Annotated in this window: 14 protein-coding genes; 10 read left to right on the forward strand and 4 right to left on the reverse strand. The window is 65.7% G+C overall.

The window, feature by feature from the left end; genetic code table 11:
• Positions 1-20: 20 nt before the first annotated feature.
• The 3 genes from ACZ0BA_RS25100 to ACZ0BA_RS25110 all read left to right on the forward strand — a co-directional run bounded on the left by ACZ0BA_RS25100 (position 21) and on the right by ACZ0BA_RS25110 (position 5568).
• Entirely contained in the window at positions 21-920 is a 900-nt protein-coding gene (locus tag ACZ0BA_RS25100; protein WP_463453829.1) for a hypothetical protein, read from the forward strand.
• 133 nt (positions 921-1053) lie between these two features.
• Entirely contained in the window at positions 1054-1977 is a 924-nt protein-coding gene (locus ACZ0BA_RS25105) for an ABC transporter ATP-binding protein (protein WP_463453830.1), read from the forward strand.
• A 9-nt stretch (positions 1978-1986) separates the two neighbouring features.
• On the forward strand, positions 1987-5568 hold the full coding sequence (locus tag ACZ0BA_RS25110; protein WP_463453831.1) for a M1 family aminopeptidase: 3582 nt from the start codon (positions 1987-1989) through the stop codon (positions 5566-5568).
• 149 nt (positions 5569-5717) lie between these two features.
• On the opposite strand, the gene ACZ0BA_RS25115 is transcribed toward ACZ0BA_RS25110, so the two are convergent.
• The gene (locus ACZ0BA_RS25115; protein ID WP_463453832.1) at positions 5718-6419 is read right to left on the reverse strand and encodes a sigma-70 family RNA polymerase sigma factor; all 702 of its coding nucleotides are present in this window, start codon (positions 6417-6419) and stop codon (positions 5718-5720) included.
• 159 nt (positions 6420-6578) lie between these two features.
• Between ACZ0BA_RS25115 and clpP the strand changes: the two genes are divergently transcribed.
• From clpP to ACZ0BA_RS25145, 6 genes are all read left to right on the forward strand, one after another.
• Positions 6579-7193: an ATP-dependent Clp endopeptidase proteolytic subunit ClpP gene (gene clpP, locus ACZ0BA_RS25120; protein ID WP_463453833.1), complete on the forward strand. Its 615-nt coding sequence runs from the start codon at positions 6579-6581 to the stop codon at positions 7191-7193.
• A gap of 119 nt (positions 7194-7312) precedes the next feature.
• Entirely contained in the window at positions 7313-7984 is a 672-nt protein-coding gene (locus ACZ0BA_RS25125; protein ID WP_463453834.1) for an ABC transporter ATP-binding protein, read from the forward strand.
• Complete coding sequence (locus ACZ0BA_RS25130; protein ID WP_463453835.1) at positions 7981-9966, forward strand: HlyD family secretion protein; 1986 nt, start codon at positions 7981-7983, stop codon at positions 9964-9966. Before ACZ0BA_RS25125 ends, ACZ0BA_RS25130 begins: the two co-directional genes overlap by 4 nt.
• The gene (locus ACZ0BA_RS25135; protein WP_463453836.1) at positions 9963-11219 is read left to right on the forward strand and encodes an efflux RND transporter periplasmic adaptor subunit; all 1257 of its coding nucleotides are present in this window, start codon (positions 9963-9965) and stop codon (positions 11217-11219) included. Before ACZ0BA_RS25130 ends, ACZ0BA_RS25135 begins: the two co-directional genes overlap by 4 nt.
• Positions 11216-12451, forward strand: coding sequence for an ABC transporter permease (locus ACZ0BA_RS25140; RefSeq protein WP_463453837.1), 1236 nt, complete (start codon positions 11216-11218; stop codon positions 12449-12451). Before ACZ0BA_RS25135 ends, ACZ0BA_RS25140 begins: the two co-directional genes overlap by 4 nt.
• 32 nt (positions 12452-12483) lie before the next feature.
• Positions 12484-12684 (forward strand): hypothetical protein, encoded by a 201-nt coding sequence (locus tag ACZ0BA_RS25145; RefSeq protein ID WP_463453838.1) that lies wholly within the window; start codon positions 12484-12486, stop codon positions 12682-12684.
• A gap of 14 nt (positions 12685-12698) precedes the next feature.
• Here ACZ0BA_RS25145 and ACZ0BA_RS25150 read toward each other — a convergent pair whose 3' ends face one another.
• Positions 12699-13964: a cytochrome-c peroxidase gene (locus tag ACZ0BA_RS25150; protein ID WP_463453839.1), complete on the reverse strand. Its 1266-nt coding sequence runs from the start codon at positions 13962-13964 to the stop codon at positions 12699-12701.
• A gap of 146 nt (positions 13965-14110) precedes the next feature.
• Here ACZ0BA_RS25150 and acpA point away from each other — a divergent pair, with 146 nt between their 5' ends.
• Positions 14111-16252 carry an acid phosphatase gene (acpA, locus tag ACZ0BA_RS25155; protein WP_463453840.1) on the forward strand — a complete coding sequence of 714 codons (2142 nt, stop codon included), beginning with the start codon at positions 14111-14113 and terminating at the stop codon, positions 16250-16252.
• Between the two features lie 48 nt (positions 16253-16300).
• Here acpA and ACZ0BA_RS25160 read toward each other — a convergent pair whose 3' ends face one another.
• Together ACZ0BA_RS25160 and ACZ0BA_RS25165 are read right to left on the reverse strand one after the other, a co-directional pair.
• On the reverse strand, positions 16301-16870 hold the full coding sequence (locus ACZ0BA_RS25160) for a DUF308 domain-containing protein (RefSeq protein ID WP_463453841.1): 570 nt from the start codon (positions 16868-16870) through the stop codon (positions 16301-16303).
• Positions 16871-16968: 98 nt separating this feature from the next.
• On the reverse strand, positions 16969-17553 hold the full coding sequence (locus tag ACZ0BA_RS25165; RefSeq protein WP_463453842.1) for a TetR/AcrR family transcriptional regulator: 585 nt from the start codon (positions 17551-17553) through the stop codon (positions 16969-16971).
• Positions 17554-17583: the final 30 nt, after the last annotated feature.

Below are 17583 nucleotides of genomic sequence, written 5' to 3' on the forward strand. Positions count from 1 at the left end.
CACGCACAAGGTTTGGTATCTTGCACCACGACTCCCATATTCTTTCCGCAACCGGATATTGCGAAACCTGCGGCCAACCCCTGCCGCAGGTCGGGGAGCCGCTCGCCACGTGGGACCGCAAACCCAAGACCAACCGCATCGGTATCGGCATCTCGATCGCCCTGCACTTGCTGGCGGTGTTGTATTACTTCATCGCGCCGGCGCCGGAAAAGACCAAGACCTCGGCGCCGCCCAAGGGTGGCCAGATGGTCTACATCCAGCCGCAGCCGATCACGCCGACCAAACCGACGCCGAAACCGACGCCCAAGCCCAAGCCAGAGGTGGCCAAGGCCAGCAAGCCGCCGCCACCGCGCAAGCAGACCGTCACGCGTGAGACGCCGGCGGCCGTCAAGCCCAAGCTGGAAACCTACGTGCCGCCGGTGCAGGCGACCATGACGCCGCCGCCGGAAGCCGACATGTCGGAAATGATCGCCAAGCGCCGCGCCGCGCGCGAATCGAACAATCCGCAGCCGGCACCGCCGGCGCCGGAAGAGAGCGCCAACGACCGCGCGCTGCGCATCGCCAAGGCCAACATCGCCGGCGCCCAGGGCCGTTCGAGCGGCGTCGACAAGGACGACACGGGCGGCGTGTTCTCGGTCGACAAGCGCTCCAACAGCGCGGACGTCAAATTCCGTGGCTGGAACACCAACTTCAAGCGCAACTGGCTGCAGCAGATCCACGTCGACCAGGGCGGCGAGAAAGACATCGAAACGGCCGTGGTCAAGGAAATGATCAAGATCATCCGCAAGGAAAAGCCGGGCGATTTCGAATGGGAATCGCGCCGCTTGGGCAAAACCGTGCATATGAGCGCGCGCAAGGAAGACGAGAAGGAACTGACCGCGTTCCTGCTGAAAGAGATGTTCCCCGAGTACCGGCCGTAGGGCGATGGGCGGGAATTTCCCGTCCATCCCCCAAATCTTGCCGCCCATCGCAAAATCCTGCTAAGTTTGCAACTTTACTTTATAGTAAGCTTGCCACGGACCCGGTCCGTCCCTTATCAGGAGAATGCGTTCCATGCTATCGATCAAACAGCTGAGCAAGACCTACGCCAACGGCGTCAAAGCGATCAACAACGTCAGCCTGGACATCCCGAACGGCATGTTCGGCCTGCTCGGCCCCAACGGCGCCGGCAAGTCCTCGCTGATGCGCACCATCGCCACCTTGCAAGATCCTGATAGCGGCAGCATCGATTTCAACGGCCTCGACGTGCTGGCCCAGCCCGAGGCGCTACGCCGCCAGCTCGGCTACCTGCCGCAGGACTTCGGCGTCTACCCCAAAGTGAGCGCGGAAACCCTGCTCAACCACTTTGCCGTCCTCAAGGGACTGACCGCGCGCGGCGAGCGCAAGGAAGCGGTCGAGGCGCTGCTGCAGCAAACCAACCTGTGGGAAGCGCGCAAGCGCAACCTCGGCACCTACTCGGGCGGCATGCGCCAGCGCTTCGGCATCGCCCAGGCGCTGCTCGGCTCGCCGCGCCTGGTGATCGTCGACGAACCGACCGCCGGCCTCGACCCGGACGAACGCAACCGCTTCCTCAACCTGCTGGCCAAGATCGGCGAGCAGGTGGTGGTGATCCTGTCGACCCACATCGTGGCCGACGTCACCGACCTGTGCCCGCGCATGGCCATCATCGTCAAGGGCGAGGTGCTCAGCCAGGGCGAGCCGCTGGCGGCCATCGACACCATCAAGAGCAAGGTCTGGCGCCGCAGCGTCAGCGCCGAGGCGCTGCCGGAATACCAGCAGCGCTTCAACGTGCTGCACACCCGCCTGGTCGGCGGCAAGCCGCAGATCAACGTCTACGCCGACAGCCAGCCCGACGATGGTTTCATCGCCGTCGAGCCGGACCTGGAGGACGTCTACTTCCTGCACGTGCGCAACGCCGCGCGCGCCGCCCCCGGCGCCCCGGCCGCGTCGCCCGCCACCGCGCCGGTCGCAGCGTAAGGGGCCGCCATGTTGCTTGAATTCTTCAAATTCGATTTACGTTACCAGCTGCGCCAGCCGCTGCTGTGGGTCAGCGGCCTGATCCTCGGCCTGATGGCGTTCGGCGCCACTACCAGCGACGCTATCCAGGTCGGCGGCGCCATCGGCAACGTCCACCGCAACGCGCCGACGGTCGTGGCGCAGCTGATGGGCACCTTCACCGTGATGTCGATGTTCATCGTCACCATCTTCATTGCCGGCACCGTGCTGCGCGACAGCGAGGTCGGCATCTCCGACATGCTGTTCGCCACGCCGATGCGCAAGTACCAATACCTGTTCGGCCGTTTCGGCGCCGGCCTGGTGGCCTGCCTGGCCATCTTCGTGCTGATCGCCATCGGCATGCTGCTCGGTCCGGCGATGCCGTGGGTGGACGAGGCCCGCGTCGGGCCGCTGCCGGGCGCCGCCTACCTGTGGAGCTTCGCCTTCTTCGTCATCCCAAACCTGCTGTTTGTCGGCGCGCTGCTGATGCTGCTGGCGGCCACGACCCGCTCGATGATGCTGGTCTATGTCGGCGTGCTGGGCTTCTTCGTGCTGTGGGCCGTCGCCGGCGCCTTCACGCGCGACATCAACAATGAATGGATCGCCGTGCTGGTCGATCCGTTCGGCGTGCGCGCCTTCAGCCGGGCCACCCGCTACTTCTCGGCGGCCGAGGCCAACGCCGGCTTGCCGCCGTTCACCGGCTACCTGCTGGCCAACCGCCTGCTGTGGCTGGGCGTCGCGGCGATCTTCTTCATTGCCACCCTGATCCTGTTCAAGCCGCAACGCGTCGGCACCGGCCGCCGCCTGTTCGGCAAGGCCAAGCTGGCCGCCGCCGCGCCTGTCGCGCCGCCGGCCGCCGCGTTGCCGCGCATCGCGCCGCGCTTCCAGGCCTCCACCGGCTGGGTCCAGTGCTGGCACATCCTCAGCTTCGACGCCCGCGCCGTGTTCAAGAGCGTGCCCTTCCTCGTGATGCTGCTGTTCGGCGTGCTCAACTTTATCGGCGCCGCCACCCAGGCCGACAACATCTTCGGCACCGCCGTCTATCCGGTCACGCACCTGATGTTGCAGACCCTGAGCGGCGCCTTCAACTTCATGCTGATCATCGTGCTGACCTTTTACGCCGGCGAACTGATCTTCAAGGAACGCCAGGTCAAGATCGCCGACGTCGGCGACGCCATGCCGGTGCCGGACTGGGCGCCGCTGGTGGCCAAATGCGTCGCGCTGGTGGGCGTCATCTTCGGCTTCCTGCTGACCGGCGCGGTGGCGGCGGCCGGCTTCCAGCTGTTCAAGGGCGGCGCGCCGATCGAGGTTGGCCTGTACATCAAGGGCGTGCTGCTGGAATCGGCGTTCTTCGTGCTGATGGGGCTATTCGCGCTGGCGTTGCAGGTGCTCACCAATAACAAGTTCATCGGCTATTTGCTGGTGATACTGCTGATGGTGTCGCAGATCGTGCTTGGCGTGATGCACTTCAACCACAATCTGTACAACTTCGGCGCGCTGCCGGCCATGCGCTATTCGGACATGAACGGCTACGGCCACTTCCTCAAAGGCTGGTCGTGGTACGCGCTGTACTGGAGCCTGTTCACGGTGTCGGCGCTGATCCTGGCGCAGGCGTTCTGGGTACGCGGCCTGGCGCGGCCATGGCGCGGCCGTCTGCGCCTGGCCGGCGCGCGGTTGAAGGGCGGCGCCGGCGTGGCGCTGGCGCTAGGCGTGGCCGGCTTCATCGGCACCGGCGCCTGGATCTTCTACAACACCAACGTGCTCAACAAGTACGTGCCGACGGATGTCGCCATGGACCGCCAGGCCGACTACGAGAAGAACTACCGCAAGTACAAGGACCTGCCGCAGCCGCGCATCACCGATGTGCGCGCCGATGTCGACATCTATCCGGCCGAGCGCCGGGTGGCGATACGCGGGCGCTATCTGCTGGAGAACAAAACCGGCCTGCCGCTGTCCGAACTGCGCATCCAGCTCAATCCTGACATCGAAACGCGGTTTGCGAATCTGCCGGCGCACCAGGTCGTGCTGGACGACAAGATCGCCGGCTTCAAGGTCCTCAAGCTGGCACAGCCGATCGCGCCCGGTGCGCGGATCGACCTTGGATTCACCGTCGATGTCAGCCACCAGGGCTTTACCAACAGCGGCGAGCCCGACACCGTCAACCTGAACGGCACTTTCTTCAACAACGCCGAGTTCTTCCCGCACTTCGGCTATCAGAGCGACGTCGAGCTCAAGGACCGCAACGAGCGCCGCAAGCGTGGCCTGGGCGAACCACGGCGCATGGCCAAGCTGGAGGATGAAAAGGCGCGCGCCAACAACGCCTTCGGCAGCGAAGCGGATTGGATCAACTTCGAGACCACGGTCTCGACCAGCGGCGACCAGATCGCCATCGCGCCGGGCTACCTGCAAAAGAGCTGGGAGCAGGGCGGCCGCCGCTACTTCCACTACAAGATGGACCGGCCGATGGTGAACTTCTTCGCGTATCTGTCGGCGCGCTGGAACGTCAAGAAGGGCGAATGGCGCGGCCTGCCGATCGAGGTCTACTACGACAGCAAGCACGCCTACAACGTCGACCGCATGATCACGTCGGCGCAGAAGTCGCTCGATTACTACGACGCCAACTACACGCCGTACCAGCACAAGCAGGTGCGCATCCTGGAGTTCCCGAACTACCAGAGTTTCGCGCAATCGTTCGCCAACACGATCCCGTACTCGGAATCGATCGGCTTCATCGCCGACCTGCGCGACAAGGAAGACATCGACTATGTCTACTACGTCACCGCGCACGAGATGGCGCACCAGTGGTGGGGACATCAGGTGGTCGGCGCCAACGTCCAGGGCGCGACGATGCTGGTCGAATCGCTGGCGCAATACTCGGCGCTGATGGTGATGGAAAAGGAATACGGCCGTAGCAAGCTGCGGCGCTTCCTGCGCTTCGAGCTGGACAGCTATCTGCGCGACCGTGGCGGCGAGCTGATCGAAGAGCAGCCCTTGTTCCGCGTCGAGAACCAGCAATATATCCACTACCGCAAAGGCAGCCTGGTGTTCTACCGTCTGCGCGACGAGATCGGCGAAGCGGCCGTCAACCGCGCGCTCAAGCGCTTCCTGCAGGATAAGGCGTATCAGGAGGCGCCGTACACCACCAGCCGCGAGTTGCTGGCCTACATCCGGGCCGAAGCGCCGCAGGACAAGCAAGCGCTGATCACCGACCTGTTCGAGAAGATCGTCTTCTACGACAACCGCGTGACCGAAGCCAAGGCGAAGAAACGCGCCGACGGCCAATGGGACGTCACGATGACCTTGCATCTGGCCAAGATGGAAGCGGACGGCAAAGGCAAGGAAACGCCGCGCGCCTACGACGAGCCGGTGGAAATCGCCGTGTTCGCGCGCGCGCCGGGCGCCAAGGAAAGCGAGGAGCGGGTGTTGTTCACCGAGAAGCGGCTACTGGTCGGCAGCGATCCGGTGGTCACGGTCACGGTCAAGGAACAACCGTTCGACGTCGGCGTCGACCCGTACAACAAGATGATTGACCGCGTCTCGCGCGACAACCGCAAGGAAGTAGTGGTTGATTAACTCCAGGGCAGGTATCAAGCGTCATTCGGAACCAAGCAGGGCGGATTAGCGCAGCGTAATCCGCCAATGTGTGCGCCGCCGACGGCTCATCGATGGCGGATTACGGCGTTCCGCCTGATCCGCCCTATGCGGCATCGGAGTGGGCCGATTTAAGCGACCAGGGCGGGGCGGCGAGGGGAATACAACGCATCGTTGGCGCTGACGCCGGTGCGCATCGTTGGCAACGGCACGGCAACCACCGACACCGGCTGCTCGTCGCCCAGCAGCGTCACCATCGCCGGCACGTCCCGGTCGTTGATCGCGGCCTGGAAGCGGCGTATCAACTCGCGGCACAGCTTCTCGCTGGCCGGCATCTTCGTATCGTTTTCGCGCAAGCGCCGCCTCGCGCGCGCCAGGTATTGACGCGCGTTCACCGCCGTTGTGCCGAGCGCGGCCGCGATGTCGGCATGTTCGCATTCCAACACTTCATGCAGCACCAGCGCCAAGCGCTCGGACGGCGACAGGCGGGCCAGCAATCGCGCCAGCGCCTCGCCCAGCTCGGCGCGTCGCAATAAATCTTCCTCCGGCGACATTGGATCTGGTCCGGGCGCCAGATCCATCGCATTGCGGGCCGTCACCATTTCCCGTGCGCGTTTGCGCAGGCGGTCGATCGACTGGTGCTGCACGACCGTGGTCAGCCAGGCCGCCGGGGTCGCCAGCGCCGCCAGTTCGACGCCTTGCCATTTGAAAAAACAATCCTGCACGACATCCTCGGCTTCCGCTTCGCTACCGACAATGCGGCGGCTGATGGCCGTGAGGCGCGGGCGCAGCGTTTCAAAGATGACGCCGTCGGTATCGTGAAGGGGTGGCATCGAAATCTCCTGTGATGGGGCTGGTGCCACATGACGCCCGGCGCAGCCCGGATGTGACACATCAACTATATATTTTTTTGCCGTCACACGGCGCGGTGGCGTGGGCGTCAAGCGGATAGTAATCAATCTGCTGATTATTCCAAACCCGAAAGGACAATGATGAACCTGAATTCTCCGCTGGCGCTCGGCCTGGTGCCCACCGTCGTCGAACAGACGGGACGCGGCGAGCGCGCCTTCGACATCTACTCGCGCCTGCTGAAGGAGCGCGTGATTTTCCTGGTGGGCGAGGTGACTGAGCAATCGGCCAACCTGATCGTCGCGCAGTTGCTGTTCCTGGAGTCGGAAGACCCCAACAAGGATATTTCACTGTACATCAATTCGCCCGGCGGCTCGGTGTACGCCGGCATGGCGGTCTACGACACGATGCAGTTCATCAAGCCGGACGTGTCCACGCTGTGCACCGGGTTTGCCGCCAGCATGGGCTCCTTCCTGTTGGCGGCGGGGGCGATCGGCAAGCGTTACGCCTTGCCGAATGCCCGCATCATGATCCACCAGCCGCATGGCGGATCGCAGGGCGTGGCCTCCGACATCGAGATCCAGGCGCGCGAGGTGCTGTACCTGCGCCACCGCCTCAACACCATCTATGCCGAACGCACCGGACAGACGCTGGCGCGGATTGAAAAGGACTCGGACCGCGACCATTTCATGTCCGCCAGCCAGGGCGCCGAATACGGCCTGATCGACCGCGTGCTGGTGACGCGCGACGCCGGCTGAGCAGCCGCACGCCACTAGCGCCGCGCTTGGGTCGAAGTGTTGGTGCTGCCCTCGGAGGTTACAAGAAATAACAAGTTAAGGAATTGACAAAATATCGCGACGCCGGGATACTTCCCGGCATGATCGAGCTCAGTAACATTCGCAAGACCTACCGCCAGGGCGGTAACGAGATCCACGCGCTGGACGGCATCGACTTGCGGGTCGCGCCCGGCGAGTTTGTCGCCATCATGGGCCCGTCCGGCTCGGGCAAGTCGACCTTGCTGAACGTGCTTGGCGCGCTCGACCGTCCGGACACGGGCCGCTATCGCTTGGCGCAGGACGAGATCAGCGCGCTTGACGACGACGCCGCCTCCGATGTCCGCAACCGCCGCATCGGATTCGTGTTCCAGTCGTTCCATCTGCTGCCGCGCCTGACGGTGCTCGAGAACGTGCTGCTGCCGCAGCGCTATGCCCGCCATGCCGACACCGGGGCCGCCGAGCGCGCGGTCGCGCTGCTCGAGCGTATCGGCCTGGGCCAGCGCATCGGCCACTTGCCGGGCCAGTTGTCCGGTGGCCAGTTGCAGCGCGCCGCCATCGCCCGCGCGCTGTTGAACCAGCCGGCGCTGCTGCTGGCCGACGAGCCGACCGGCAACCTCGATTCGCGCAGCGCGGCCGACGTGCTGGAACTGCTGCGCGAATTGCACGCCGGCGGCCAGACGCTGGTGCTGGTCACCCACGATCCGGCGATTGCCGCTGGCGCCCAGCGCACCATTCATTTGCGCGACGGCCGCATTGCCGAAGGCGGGGCGTGAGCCGCGCCACGCTGACACTGTCGGCGGCCGCATTGCTGGCGCTGGCCGTCGCCGCCGCGCTGGGACTCGATGTCGGCCCGGCCGGGGCCTCCGTGGCCACCACTGACAAGACTGCAGTCGCCGCAGCGCCGCAGCGCCGACCTGTGCTGCTGACCGGCGAGGTCGAGGCGCTCGACTCGCAAACGATCACCGTGCCGCCGTCGAACTCCTCACCGCTGACCCTGCGCAATTTCGTTGCCGAGGGCACCCACGTCAAAACCGGCGACGTGGTGCTGCGCGTCGAGACCGGCGGCGCCGCCAACATCGACCGGCTGGAAACCGAGCTCGAACAGGCACGCGCGCGCGCCGCCAAGGACACCGCGACACTGGAAGTTGCCGCCGTCGAGGCCGAGAAGGCGCTGGTCACCGCACAGGCCGCGCTGGCCAAGGCCAAGGTCGAGGCGGCGCTGCCGAAGACGCAGATCTCGGTGCTGGACTACGACCGCCACCAGGCCGCGCTCGGCAGCACCACGCGCGACCTGGCGATCAAGCGCGACGCCGACGTCAGCGCGCGCGAGGCGGTCGGCCGCCGTCGCGAGGATGGCCGGCTGGAAGTGCAGAAGCTGCAGATCAACCTTGCCTTCCAACTCGCCCAGCTGGCGCAATCGGAGGTGCGCGCCAAACGCGACGGCGTGGTGGTGCACGGCTACAGCCCGTGGATGGGCCAGCGCTTCGAGGAGGGCTCGTCGGCGTGGCCGGGCAACACCGCCGGCGTGGTGCTGGGCAACGGCGAGATGGCCGTGACCGCCTGGGCGCTGGAGGCGGACCGGCCCTACCTGTCCGAGGGGCAGCAGGTCAGCCTGCGCTTCGACGCCGTGCCGGCCACCGCCACCGCCGCCGTCATCGGCAAAATCAAGTCCATCACCAGCGCGCCGGAAGCGCGCGCCAGCTGGGGCCTGGGCCGTTACTTCCGCGTCAAGATCACCTTGCCCGAGGGCCACGGCCTGCCGCTGGTGGCGGGCATGAGCGCCTTGATCGAACCGCACGCGACCAAGGCATCTTCGCCAACGCCTGTCGCGCCGCCGGGCGGCGAGGCGCTCACCGTCGAGGGCGAGATCGCCTCGCGCGGTGCGTTGCCGGTGTCGCCGCCGAGCATTCCCCACATTTGGCAGTACAAGCTGGCGCAGATCGCCCCCGAAGGCACCATGGTGGAGGCCGGGCAGCAGATCGCCCAGTTCGAATCGAACGACGTCACCACCCGGCTGGTACAGCAGCAGGGAACGCTGAATGAAAAGCTGCGCGCCCTCGACAAGCTCAAACTCGACCAGACCGAGGCCGACCGCGCGGGCGAACTGGCCGTGGCGGAGGCGCAAAGCAACGCCGACAAGGCCGACCGCAAGGCCACCATGCCGAAGGAATTGATACGGCGCGTCGACTACGACAAGCTGGTGATCGAGAAGGCCGAGAAAAACCAGCTGGCCAAGCTGGCGCTGACGCAGCATCAGGCGCAAATGCGCGCCCGCCAGGCCGAGCGCGAAGGGCTACAGGCCGAGATCGCGCAACAGCAGACGCAGATCGCCGCGCTGGCCAAGGGCCAGGCGGCGCTGAAGGTGGTGGCGCCGCGCCGGGGGCTGGTGGTCTACCGCACCGGGTTCGATGGCCAGAAATTCAGCGCCGGCAGCCAGGTGTGGGTAGGATTGACGGTGGCCACCCTGGCCGATCCGGATCAACTGTACGTCGCCGCCAACGTACCCGAGGCGCAGTCGTCGCTGGTACGCGTGGGGCAGGCGGCGCGCGTGACCGTACCGGGCAGCAACCAGACGCTGAACGCGCGCGTGGTCGGCCTGGGTCGTGCCTTCCACGGCAAATCGACCGCCCAGCCGAGCATCGTGCGCGACGTCGAATTGCAGTTCGACGCCGGCACCAGCGGCCTTAAGCCGGGCGCCGCGGTGCAGGCGGTGCTGGTTGCCGCCGCCGCGCCTGCAGCGGAGAAAAAACGATGATCCGCGATACCCGCAAACCACGGGCGGCGACGTTGGCGCTCGCCATCTCATTGACGATCTCATTGACCATCGCATTGGGCGCATCATTGACCGGCTGCGGTAGCGACGCCGCGTCATCCGGCGCCGCCGCCGAAACGCTGGCGCCACGCCCATGGCTGGAAACCCTGGCCGTCGATGGCGAGATCAAGGCCGCCGCCAGCACGCCGCTCAACGTGCCCGGCAACAACTGGAGCCAGCGCATGCTGGTCGACATGGTGGCCGACGGCAGCAGCGTGGAAAAGGGCCAGGTCGTGGCGCGCTTCGACTCGCCGCAGTCGCGCATGGAGTTGTCGCAGGCCGAGCTGGAGCTGCTGCGCAAGACCCTGGCCGAGCAGACCAGCGCCAGCGCGGCCGATGTCGAACGCGACAAACTGGCCGGCGACCGCGCCAAGGTCGAGGACGACCTGGGCCTGAGCCGGCGCTACGCCAGCGTCGACCTGAGCATCTTCCCCCGCAACGACATCCTGGACGCGCTGGCCGATGTCGGCTTCCTGACCACCAAGCGCACATATCTGGAATGGAAGGGCGGTCAGGCGCAGGCGCGCACGGCCGCGCAGGACGCCGTGCTGCACTCCCAGCGCGACAGCGTGGTGCGCACCGCCGCGCAGCAGCGCGACAGCCTGGCCGCATTGGAGCTGGTGGCGCCGCACGACGGCGTGTTCCTGCTGACCGCCAAGTGGGACGGCACCAAGGCGGAGATCGGCTCCACACAGGTGGCGGGCCAGGAGTTCGGCTCTTTGCCCGATCTGAACCAACTGGTGGCCCATTTCAGCGTCGCCGAGGGCCAGGTGTTCGGCCTGAAGACCGGCTTGCCGGTGCGCGTGCGCTTGGCCGGCACCGGCACCGAGCTCGATCTCAAGGTGACGCGGGTCGGCAGCAACGCCAGCACCACCTCGCAGGAGTCGCCTGTCAAGTACAGCGACTTCGACGCGGCCATCGACACCGCCACCGCGCGCAAGCTCGGCCTCAAACCCGGGCAGGCTTTGCGCGGCACGGTGCAACTGGTGGCCAAGGCCGACGCGCTGACCGTGCCCAACATCGCGCTGGTGCAGGACGGCGCCGGTTACGTCGTCTACACCGAGGCGCACGGCAAGCAAACCAGGCAAAAGGTCGAGCTGGGCCAGCGCGGCCCCGTGCGCAGCGAACTGAAAAGCGGTGTCGCGGCCGGTGCGCGCATCGTGCTGCTGCCGCCGTCGCCAACGGTGAAATCATGAACCTGGCATTGATGCGCGAAGCGGTCACCGAGCTGCAACGGCGCAAGCTCCGTACCGGATTGACGTTGCTGGGCATGGTGTTCGGCGTGGCCGCCATCGTCGCCATGCTGGCCGTCGGCGAGGGTAGCAAGCGCGAGGCGTTGCGCCTGGTCGCCGAGCTGGGGCTGGACAACGTGCTCGTCGAAAGCAAGGCCATCGACCCCGAACAGCTCAAGGATATCCGCTCGCGCTCGCTGGGACTGTCGGCCGCCGACGGCGCGGCGGCGCTGGCCGTGGTGCCGGGCGCGGTGTCGGTGTCGATGAAAAAGGAAATCAAGGTCGATCAACTGGTGCTGGGGCAGCGCGTGGTGCCGGCGCGCGCCTATGCCGTCTCGCCGGCTTATGCCGAGCATGGCGGACTGCGCCTGGCGAGCGGTCGTTGGCTGACCCCGGCCGACAGCGCCACGCTGGCGCCGGTGTGCGTGCTCGGCGCCCGCCTGGCGCGCACGCTGTTCGGCGACGAACCCGCGCTCGGCCGCCGTCTCAAGCTCAACCATGTCTGGCTGGAGGTGGTGGGCGTGCTGGGCGACCGCGCGCAAACCAAGTCCGATTTCGAGGGCGTCAAGCTGGGTCTGGACGACGAGCGCCTGTTCGTGGCGTGGGAGACGGGCAGGGCGCGGTTCAACTTCAAGCGCATCGAGGACGAGGTCGACGGCATCAGCGTGCGTCTCGACGGCAAGGTCGCGCCGGACCAGGCCGCGAGCGTGCTGCAGGCGCTGATCACCCGGCGCCACGGCGGCGCCGACGACACCAACCTGATCGTGCCGATGGGCCTGTACCGCCAGAACCAGCAGACGCAGCGCATCTTCGCCATCGTCATGAGTTCGATCGCGGCGGTTTCGTTGCTGGTCGGCGGTATTGGTATCATGAACATCATGCTGGCGAACGTGCTGGAGCGGCGCCGCGAGGTGGGGCTGAAGCGGGCGTTGGGTGCGCGCCGGCGTGACGTCGTCGAGCAGTTCCTGGCCGAGGCGCTGGTGATTGCCGTCAGCGGCGCGCTGCTGGGGGTGGTGTTGGGCGCCGTGGCGGCCTACAGCATCGCCGCGTTGGCTGGCTGGTCGGTGGCGTGGTCACCGTTCAGCCTGATCGCGGCGGTGCTGGCGTGCGTGGCGGTGGGGCTGGCGTTCGGCGTGTTCCCCGCGCGCCAGGCGGCCGCGCTGGACCCGATCGCCGCCTTGCGCAGCGACGGCTGAAGAACATAACAGATGAACTTTTGGAGAAAAATATGAATCCATTGACCGATTTGTCGCCGATACTGGTGCCGATCATCGCCCTTCTGGTGCCGATCGTCGGCCTGGTCGCCTGGGCCGCCGTGAAGATCGCGCGCTTGAATCTGCTGAATGAAACGGTGCGCCAGTTGGGCAAAAACGGCCAGCCGATCCCGCCGGAGCTGCTGGAAAAAATAGCCGGCGACAAACCTTCGTAGTCCCGCAACCCGGGCTATCTCGACTTGCTTCCCCGTCCTGCCGCGGGCAGCGGATAACCGTCGGTCAGCGTGTTGAGAAAAGCCACCAGGTCCGCGAAATCACGCTCGCTCAGCGCCGGCGTGCCGCCGGGGCGCGCGCCGAACGGCGCATCCATGTTGACGTTGCCCTCCAGCCCGGCCGGCTGGTCGTCGAACTTGCGCTGCCGATACCATTTCATCGGCGCCGTATCGCGCGTGGCGTAGAAGCGCACCACGTCCTCCAGCCGGCTGAAACTGCCATTGTGAAAGAACGCCTTGCGCAACGCGACGTTCCGTAACGACGGTGTCTTGAAACGGCCGCAATACTCTCTGTGGTCCTTGAGATCGGTGCGGTCCGGTCCGCACAGGCCGAGGTCGTAGTGCCGTGGATCGGCGTTGACCAGCAGCTTGCGGTTGCGCGGCACGCCGATGTTGATCAGCCCGTAGTCGGTGAACTGCGGAAACACGCCGCCCGGCGAGATCCTGCTGATGTGGCACGAGGCGCAGTTGCCCTTGGTTTCGTCGTTGAACACCCGCAGCCCGCGCAGCTCCGGCGCCGACAGCGTGGCCTGCTTGCGCAGGAAGGCGTCGTACTTGCTGGTGTACGGGTAGAAATCGGCCGGACTTTCCTGGAACACCTCCAGCGCCATCAGCGCACCCTGCAAGGCGGCGTTGGGCCTTGAAAATATATCGGCGCCATACACCGCGCGGAACTTCGCCGCCAGCGGACTGGCCTCCAGCCGCGCCAGCACGGCCACCTCGTCCTTGTTGCCCATCTCGCGCGCCGATAGCAGCGGCCCCAGCGCCTGCTCGTGCGCCGACCGCGCGCGGCCGTCCCAGTCGTGGCCGCCCGTGGGACCGGCGTCGGTGCTGTCGTCGCCGTCGTCATCGTGGTAATGCTCGCTGAAGGCGGGCGCGTTCTGAATGTAGCGCAGCGACGGCGTCGCCCGGGTGCCCTCGGTCTTGCCGTCCGCGCCGCCCAGCTGCGCCGCCAGATGGTTGTTGGGACCGTAGGCGTTGTCGGGACTGTGGCAGCTGGCGCAGGCCAGTTTGCCCGACGCCGACAGGCTGACGTCGTTGAACATGGCGCGTCCGAGCTCGGTCAACTCGGGCACCGTTGGCCGGCGTCCCGCCGGCGGCGCATAGGCGGCGCGTGCCACATCGGCAGTGGCGGTCGGGACGGAGGGCGGTGTCGCCACAGCGGTCGGGCGCTGGCAGGCGCCCAGCAGCGCGGCCAGCAGCAGTGCATAAATAATTTTCATCCGCACAGACTACCCATATGACATGACGACTACATGACTGTTAGAAAACGATACAAAACGATACGTTTCAGGCGCTTTCATTTCATCGTCCTGACACATTCGCCGCCTAGCATGAGCCGCTTTCATCCCACCCACAAGGCAAGAACATGACATCCAAACTGAAAACGGTCCTGCGCCCGCTGCCGCTGTTGCTGTTGGCGGCCGGCGTCGGCGCCGGCCTGACGGCCTGCGGCGGTTCGTCCGACGGCGACGTACCGACCCTGTCCGGCCAGGTGGTTGGCAGTTATTACGAGAACGCGGCGGTCTGCCTTGAAAGCACCAGCGCCAAGCTGACTTGCGACAGCAATTCGGGCAGCGTGCGCACGGGCGCCGACGGTAGTTTTAAAGTGACGGGCGCCAGCAACGGCCCGTTGCTGGTCACCGTCGACACCGACGCCATCCGCCACGACGCGCCGGGCGACGCCGGCACCAAGGTCACGCGGAAATTGGTGTTTCGCGCACCGAGCGGCCACACCGGCATCGTCGACGCCATCAGCACCGAGCTGAGTGCCATCATGGACGCTAACGGCGGCGACTTCGCCAAGGCCAGCGCCCAACTGGCCGCGCGCATCGGCGTGGCCGAAAGCAATCTGCTGGCCGACGTCAACAAGGTTACCGGCGACGACCAAACGAAGTTGAAAGCCGAGAACGACAACTTCACCGCCGTGATCGCCGCCGCCGGCACGCAGAGCGCCAGCACCGACGTGGCCAGCGCCATCAGCGCCGGCGCCGCGCTGGGCAACATCAAGAACATCGTTGTCATCTATGCGGAGAACCGTGGCTTCGACAATCTGTACGGCCTGTTCCCGGGCGCGAACGGTGTGCCCGGCGTCAACCCGACGTCGACCGGCGGCTACGTGGCGCAGAAGGATGTCGACAACAGCACGCTGCCGGTGCTGCCGCCGACCTGGGGCGGCATGACCGCCGCCGGCCAGAGCCTGGTGATCACGCAGGCGCAATCGGCCAACCTGCCGAACAAACCGTTCCAGATCGACGACGCCAATAGCCCGATCGCGATCCCGCAGTCGGTCATCACGCGCGACCTGGTGCACCGCTTCTACAACAACCAGATGCAGATCAACGGCGGCGCCAACGACAAGTTCGCCCTGTATTCGGACGCCGGCGGCCTGACCATGGGCTACTACGACGGCAGCAAGATGAAGATGTGGGACATCGCCAAACAATACGCGCTGGCGGACAATCTGTTCATCGGGGCTTTCGGCGGCTCGTTCCTGACCCACCAATACCTGATCTGCGCGTGCGCGCCGCAATACCCGAACGCCGACAAGTCGGTGGCCGCCGCGTCGATCTCGAAGATCGATGTCGACGCCAAGGGCAACTTCGTCCGCCTGACGCCGTCGGCCACGTCTCCGACCAGCGTGCTGAACGGCCCGCAGACCTATGTCAACGACAGCACCCTGACGCCGGCCGACGCCAGCGGCATGTTCTATGCGATCAACACCATGCAGCCGCCGTACCAGCCGAGCAGCAACGCCCCGGCCGGCGCCGACGGCAGCCATTTGTTCGCCGATCCGGCCAAGGCCAACACCTTGCCCCCGCAGACGCAAAAGAATATCGGCGATATGCTGACCAGCAAGAACATCGACTGGGCCTGGTATGCCGGCGCCTGGAGCAGCACCACCGCCAACGCCACCGCGGTTGGCCGTGGCGCCTTTGCCAATCCGCCGAATTTCCAGTTCCACCACCAGCCGTTCAACTACTTCGCCGCGATGGACCCGGTGACGAATCCGGCTTACCGCGCGGCTCACCTGAAAGATTACGACACCCAATTCGTGGCCGACGTCGCCGCCGGCACCTTGCCGCCGGTGGCCTTCTACAAGCCGCAGGGTAACTTGAACCAGCATCCCGGCTACGCGTCGGTGGCCGATGGCGACGCCCACATCGCCGACGTCATCGCCAAGCTCAAGCAGAGCCCGCAGTGGAAGAACATGCTGGTCATCGTCACCTACGATGAGAACGGCGGCTTCTACGACCACGCCGCGCCGCCGAAGGGCGACCGCTGGGGCCCGGGCACGCGCGTGCCGGCAATCATCGTGTCGCCGTTCGTGAAGAAGGGCTCGGTCGACCACACGCAGTACGACTCGGCCTCGATCCTGCGCGCCATCACGCACCGTTTCAATCTGCCGGTGCTCGACGGCTTGACGCTGCGTGATCAGGCACTGGCGGCAAACGGCGCCAAGCCGATGGGCGACTTCAGCGCTGCGCTGGCGCTGACGCCGCAGGAGTAGAGCGGCGACGCGATAGAAGGCGGGCGGCGATGGCGTTTGGAACGCCTGTCATTGCCGCCGGCGCCATGCTGCGAAACGCAAGGACAGCGCCGATACGAGGAAGTAGAACGCGCCGAAACCCGCGTAGCCGGCGACAGTGGCGATCGACGGTACCGCAGGCATTTGCGCCTGGAAAAGGAAGAACCCGCCCGCAAGCGCCGACTGCGCGCCGCTGAGTATCATCGCCCATTGCGCGCCGCAGCCTTTCCAGCGGCGTAACGCGGTGCCGAGCTGCAGCAATCCGGACAGGATGGCCCAGGCGCCAAACACGCCCAGCACGCGGTGCATATCGGGCAAGGTGGCGGCGATCGCCAGCGCGACCGCGAGACTGACCAGGACGTTGAACAGCTGCGTGCGGTTTTTTGCCAGTCCGCCGCTTTGCTTGCTGTCGATGAAGTTAGCCAGCGCATCCCAGGCCGGATAGCCGACGAGCAGCAAGGCGCTGGCGCTGGCCGAGCCTTTTGCGATCGTCAGCGCCGCGACCACCCACGCGGCCGCAATACCTGCGCGAACGAAGTAGTAGCGCGTGAGCCAGTTTTCCTGCGAGGGGCCATCGACGGCTTCGATTTGTTGGGACATATACTTTTCCATTTTATTTACCTACTAGTTGGTAGCCTACTTGGTTAAAAAAACGCGCCGGTCTCGGAGCGGTTGACCCGTCTTCCAGACCGGCGACACTATGGTTGCGACAGATAACGAGTTAGCTGGTTGTTGGCAATCGTGGCGAACATGGAGGCGTCACCATAGGCGCGGGCCGACAACATTGCGCCGTGGATCGTCGCCATAAAGATTTCCGCCTCGATCTGCGGCGTGTACGACGAATGCATCGTTCCCTTCTGTATTCCGCGCGCCAGAACGGACGCCATCCAGGCCGACAGAAAGCGGAAATAGGCGCGCACCTCGACCGCGACCTCTTCGGGCAAGATCGGCAGCTCGCCCGCCAGCAGGGCGCAGACGCAAAACGGCGCGCTCAGATCCTCGATACATTGCGACCAGTACTGGATGTACGCGCGCAGCTGTTCCACTGGATCGGCGATGGCTTGCTCGAGACCGGCCATTCCTTCCTCGGTTGCGCTGCGGTGCCGCACCACCAGCGCCTTGACCAGATCCACCTTGTTGGGGAAATGATGATGGATGCTGGCTTTGCGGATGCCGACCACGTCGGCTATATCGGCGTAGCTGAAGCCGTTATAGCCGCCCGCGATGATCAAGCCCCGGGCGCAGGACAAAATCTCTTCGGAGGTGTTGGATAATTTATTCATGGACGAATACTACCTTCCAGTAGGTAGGCC

The sequence above is a fragment of the Duganella sp. AC917 genome, assembly GCF_979258245.1.

Bases quoted from the DNA above. Each gene is read 5' to 3' on its own strand.
- ACZ0BA_RS25110 (WP_463453831.1), top strand. From the start codon at position 1,987: ATGTTGCTTGAATTCTTCAAATTCGATTTACGTTACCAGCTGCGCCAG.
- ACZ0BA_RS25105 (WP_463453830.1), top strand. From the start codon at position 1,054: ATGCTATCGATCAAACAGCTGAGCAAGACCTACGCCAACGGCGTCAAA.
- ACZ0BA_RS25135 (WP_463453836.1), top strand. From the start codon at position 9,963: ATGATCCGCGATACCCGCAAACCACGGGCGGCGACGTTGGCGCTCGCC.
- clpP (WP_463453833.1), top strand. From the start codon at position 6,579: ATGAACCTGAATTCTCCGCTGGCGCTCGGCCTGGTGCCCACCGTCGTC.
- ACZ0BA_RS25160 (WP_463453841.1), bottom strand. From the start codon at position 16,870: ATGTCCCAACAAATCGAAGCCGTCGATGGCCCCTCGCAGGAAAACTGG.
- ACZ0BA_RS25145 (WP_463453838.1), top strand. From the start codon at position 12,484: ATGAATCCATTGACCGATTTGTCGCCGATACTGGTGCCGATCATCGCC.
- acpA (WP_463453840.1), top strand. From the start codon at position 14,111: ATGACATCCAAACTGAAAACGGTCCTGCGCCCGCTGCCGCTGTTGCTG.
- ACZ0BA_RS25165 (WP_463453842.1), bottom strand. From the start codon at position 17,553: ATGAATAAATTATCCAACACCTCCGAAGAGATTTTGTCCTGCGCCCGG.
- ACZ0BA_RS25125 (WP_463453834.1), top strand. From the start codon at position 7,313: ATGATCGAGCTCAGTAACATTCGCAAGACCTACCGCCAGGGCGGTAAC.
- ACZ0BA_RS25140 (WP_463453837.1), top strand. From the start codon at position 11,216: ATGAACCTGGCATTGATGCGCGAAGCGGTCACCGAGCTGCAACGGCGC.
- ACZ0BA_RS25115 (WP_463453832.1), bottom strand. From the start codon at position 6,419: ATGCCACCCCTTCACGATACCGACGGCGTCATCTTTGAAACGCTGCGC.
- ACZ0BA_RS25150 (WP_463453839.1), bottom strand. From the start codon at position 13,964: ATGAAAATTATTTATGCACTGCTGCTGGCCGCGCTGCTGGGCGCCTGC.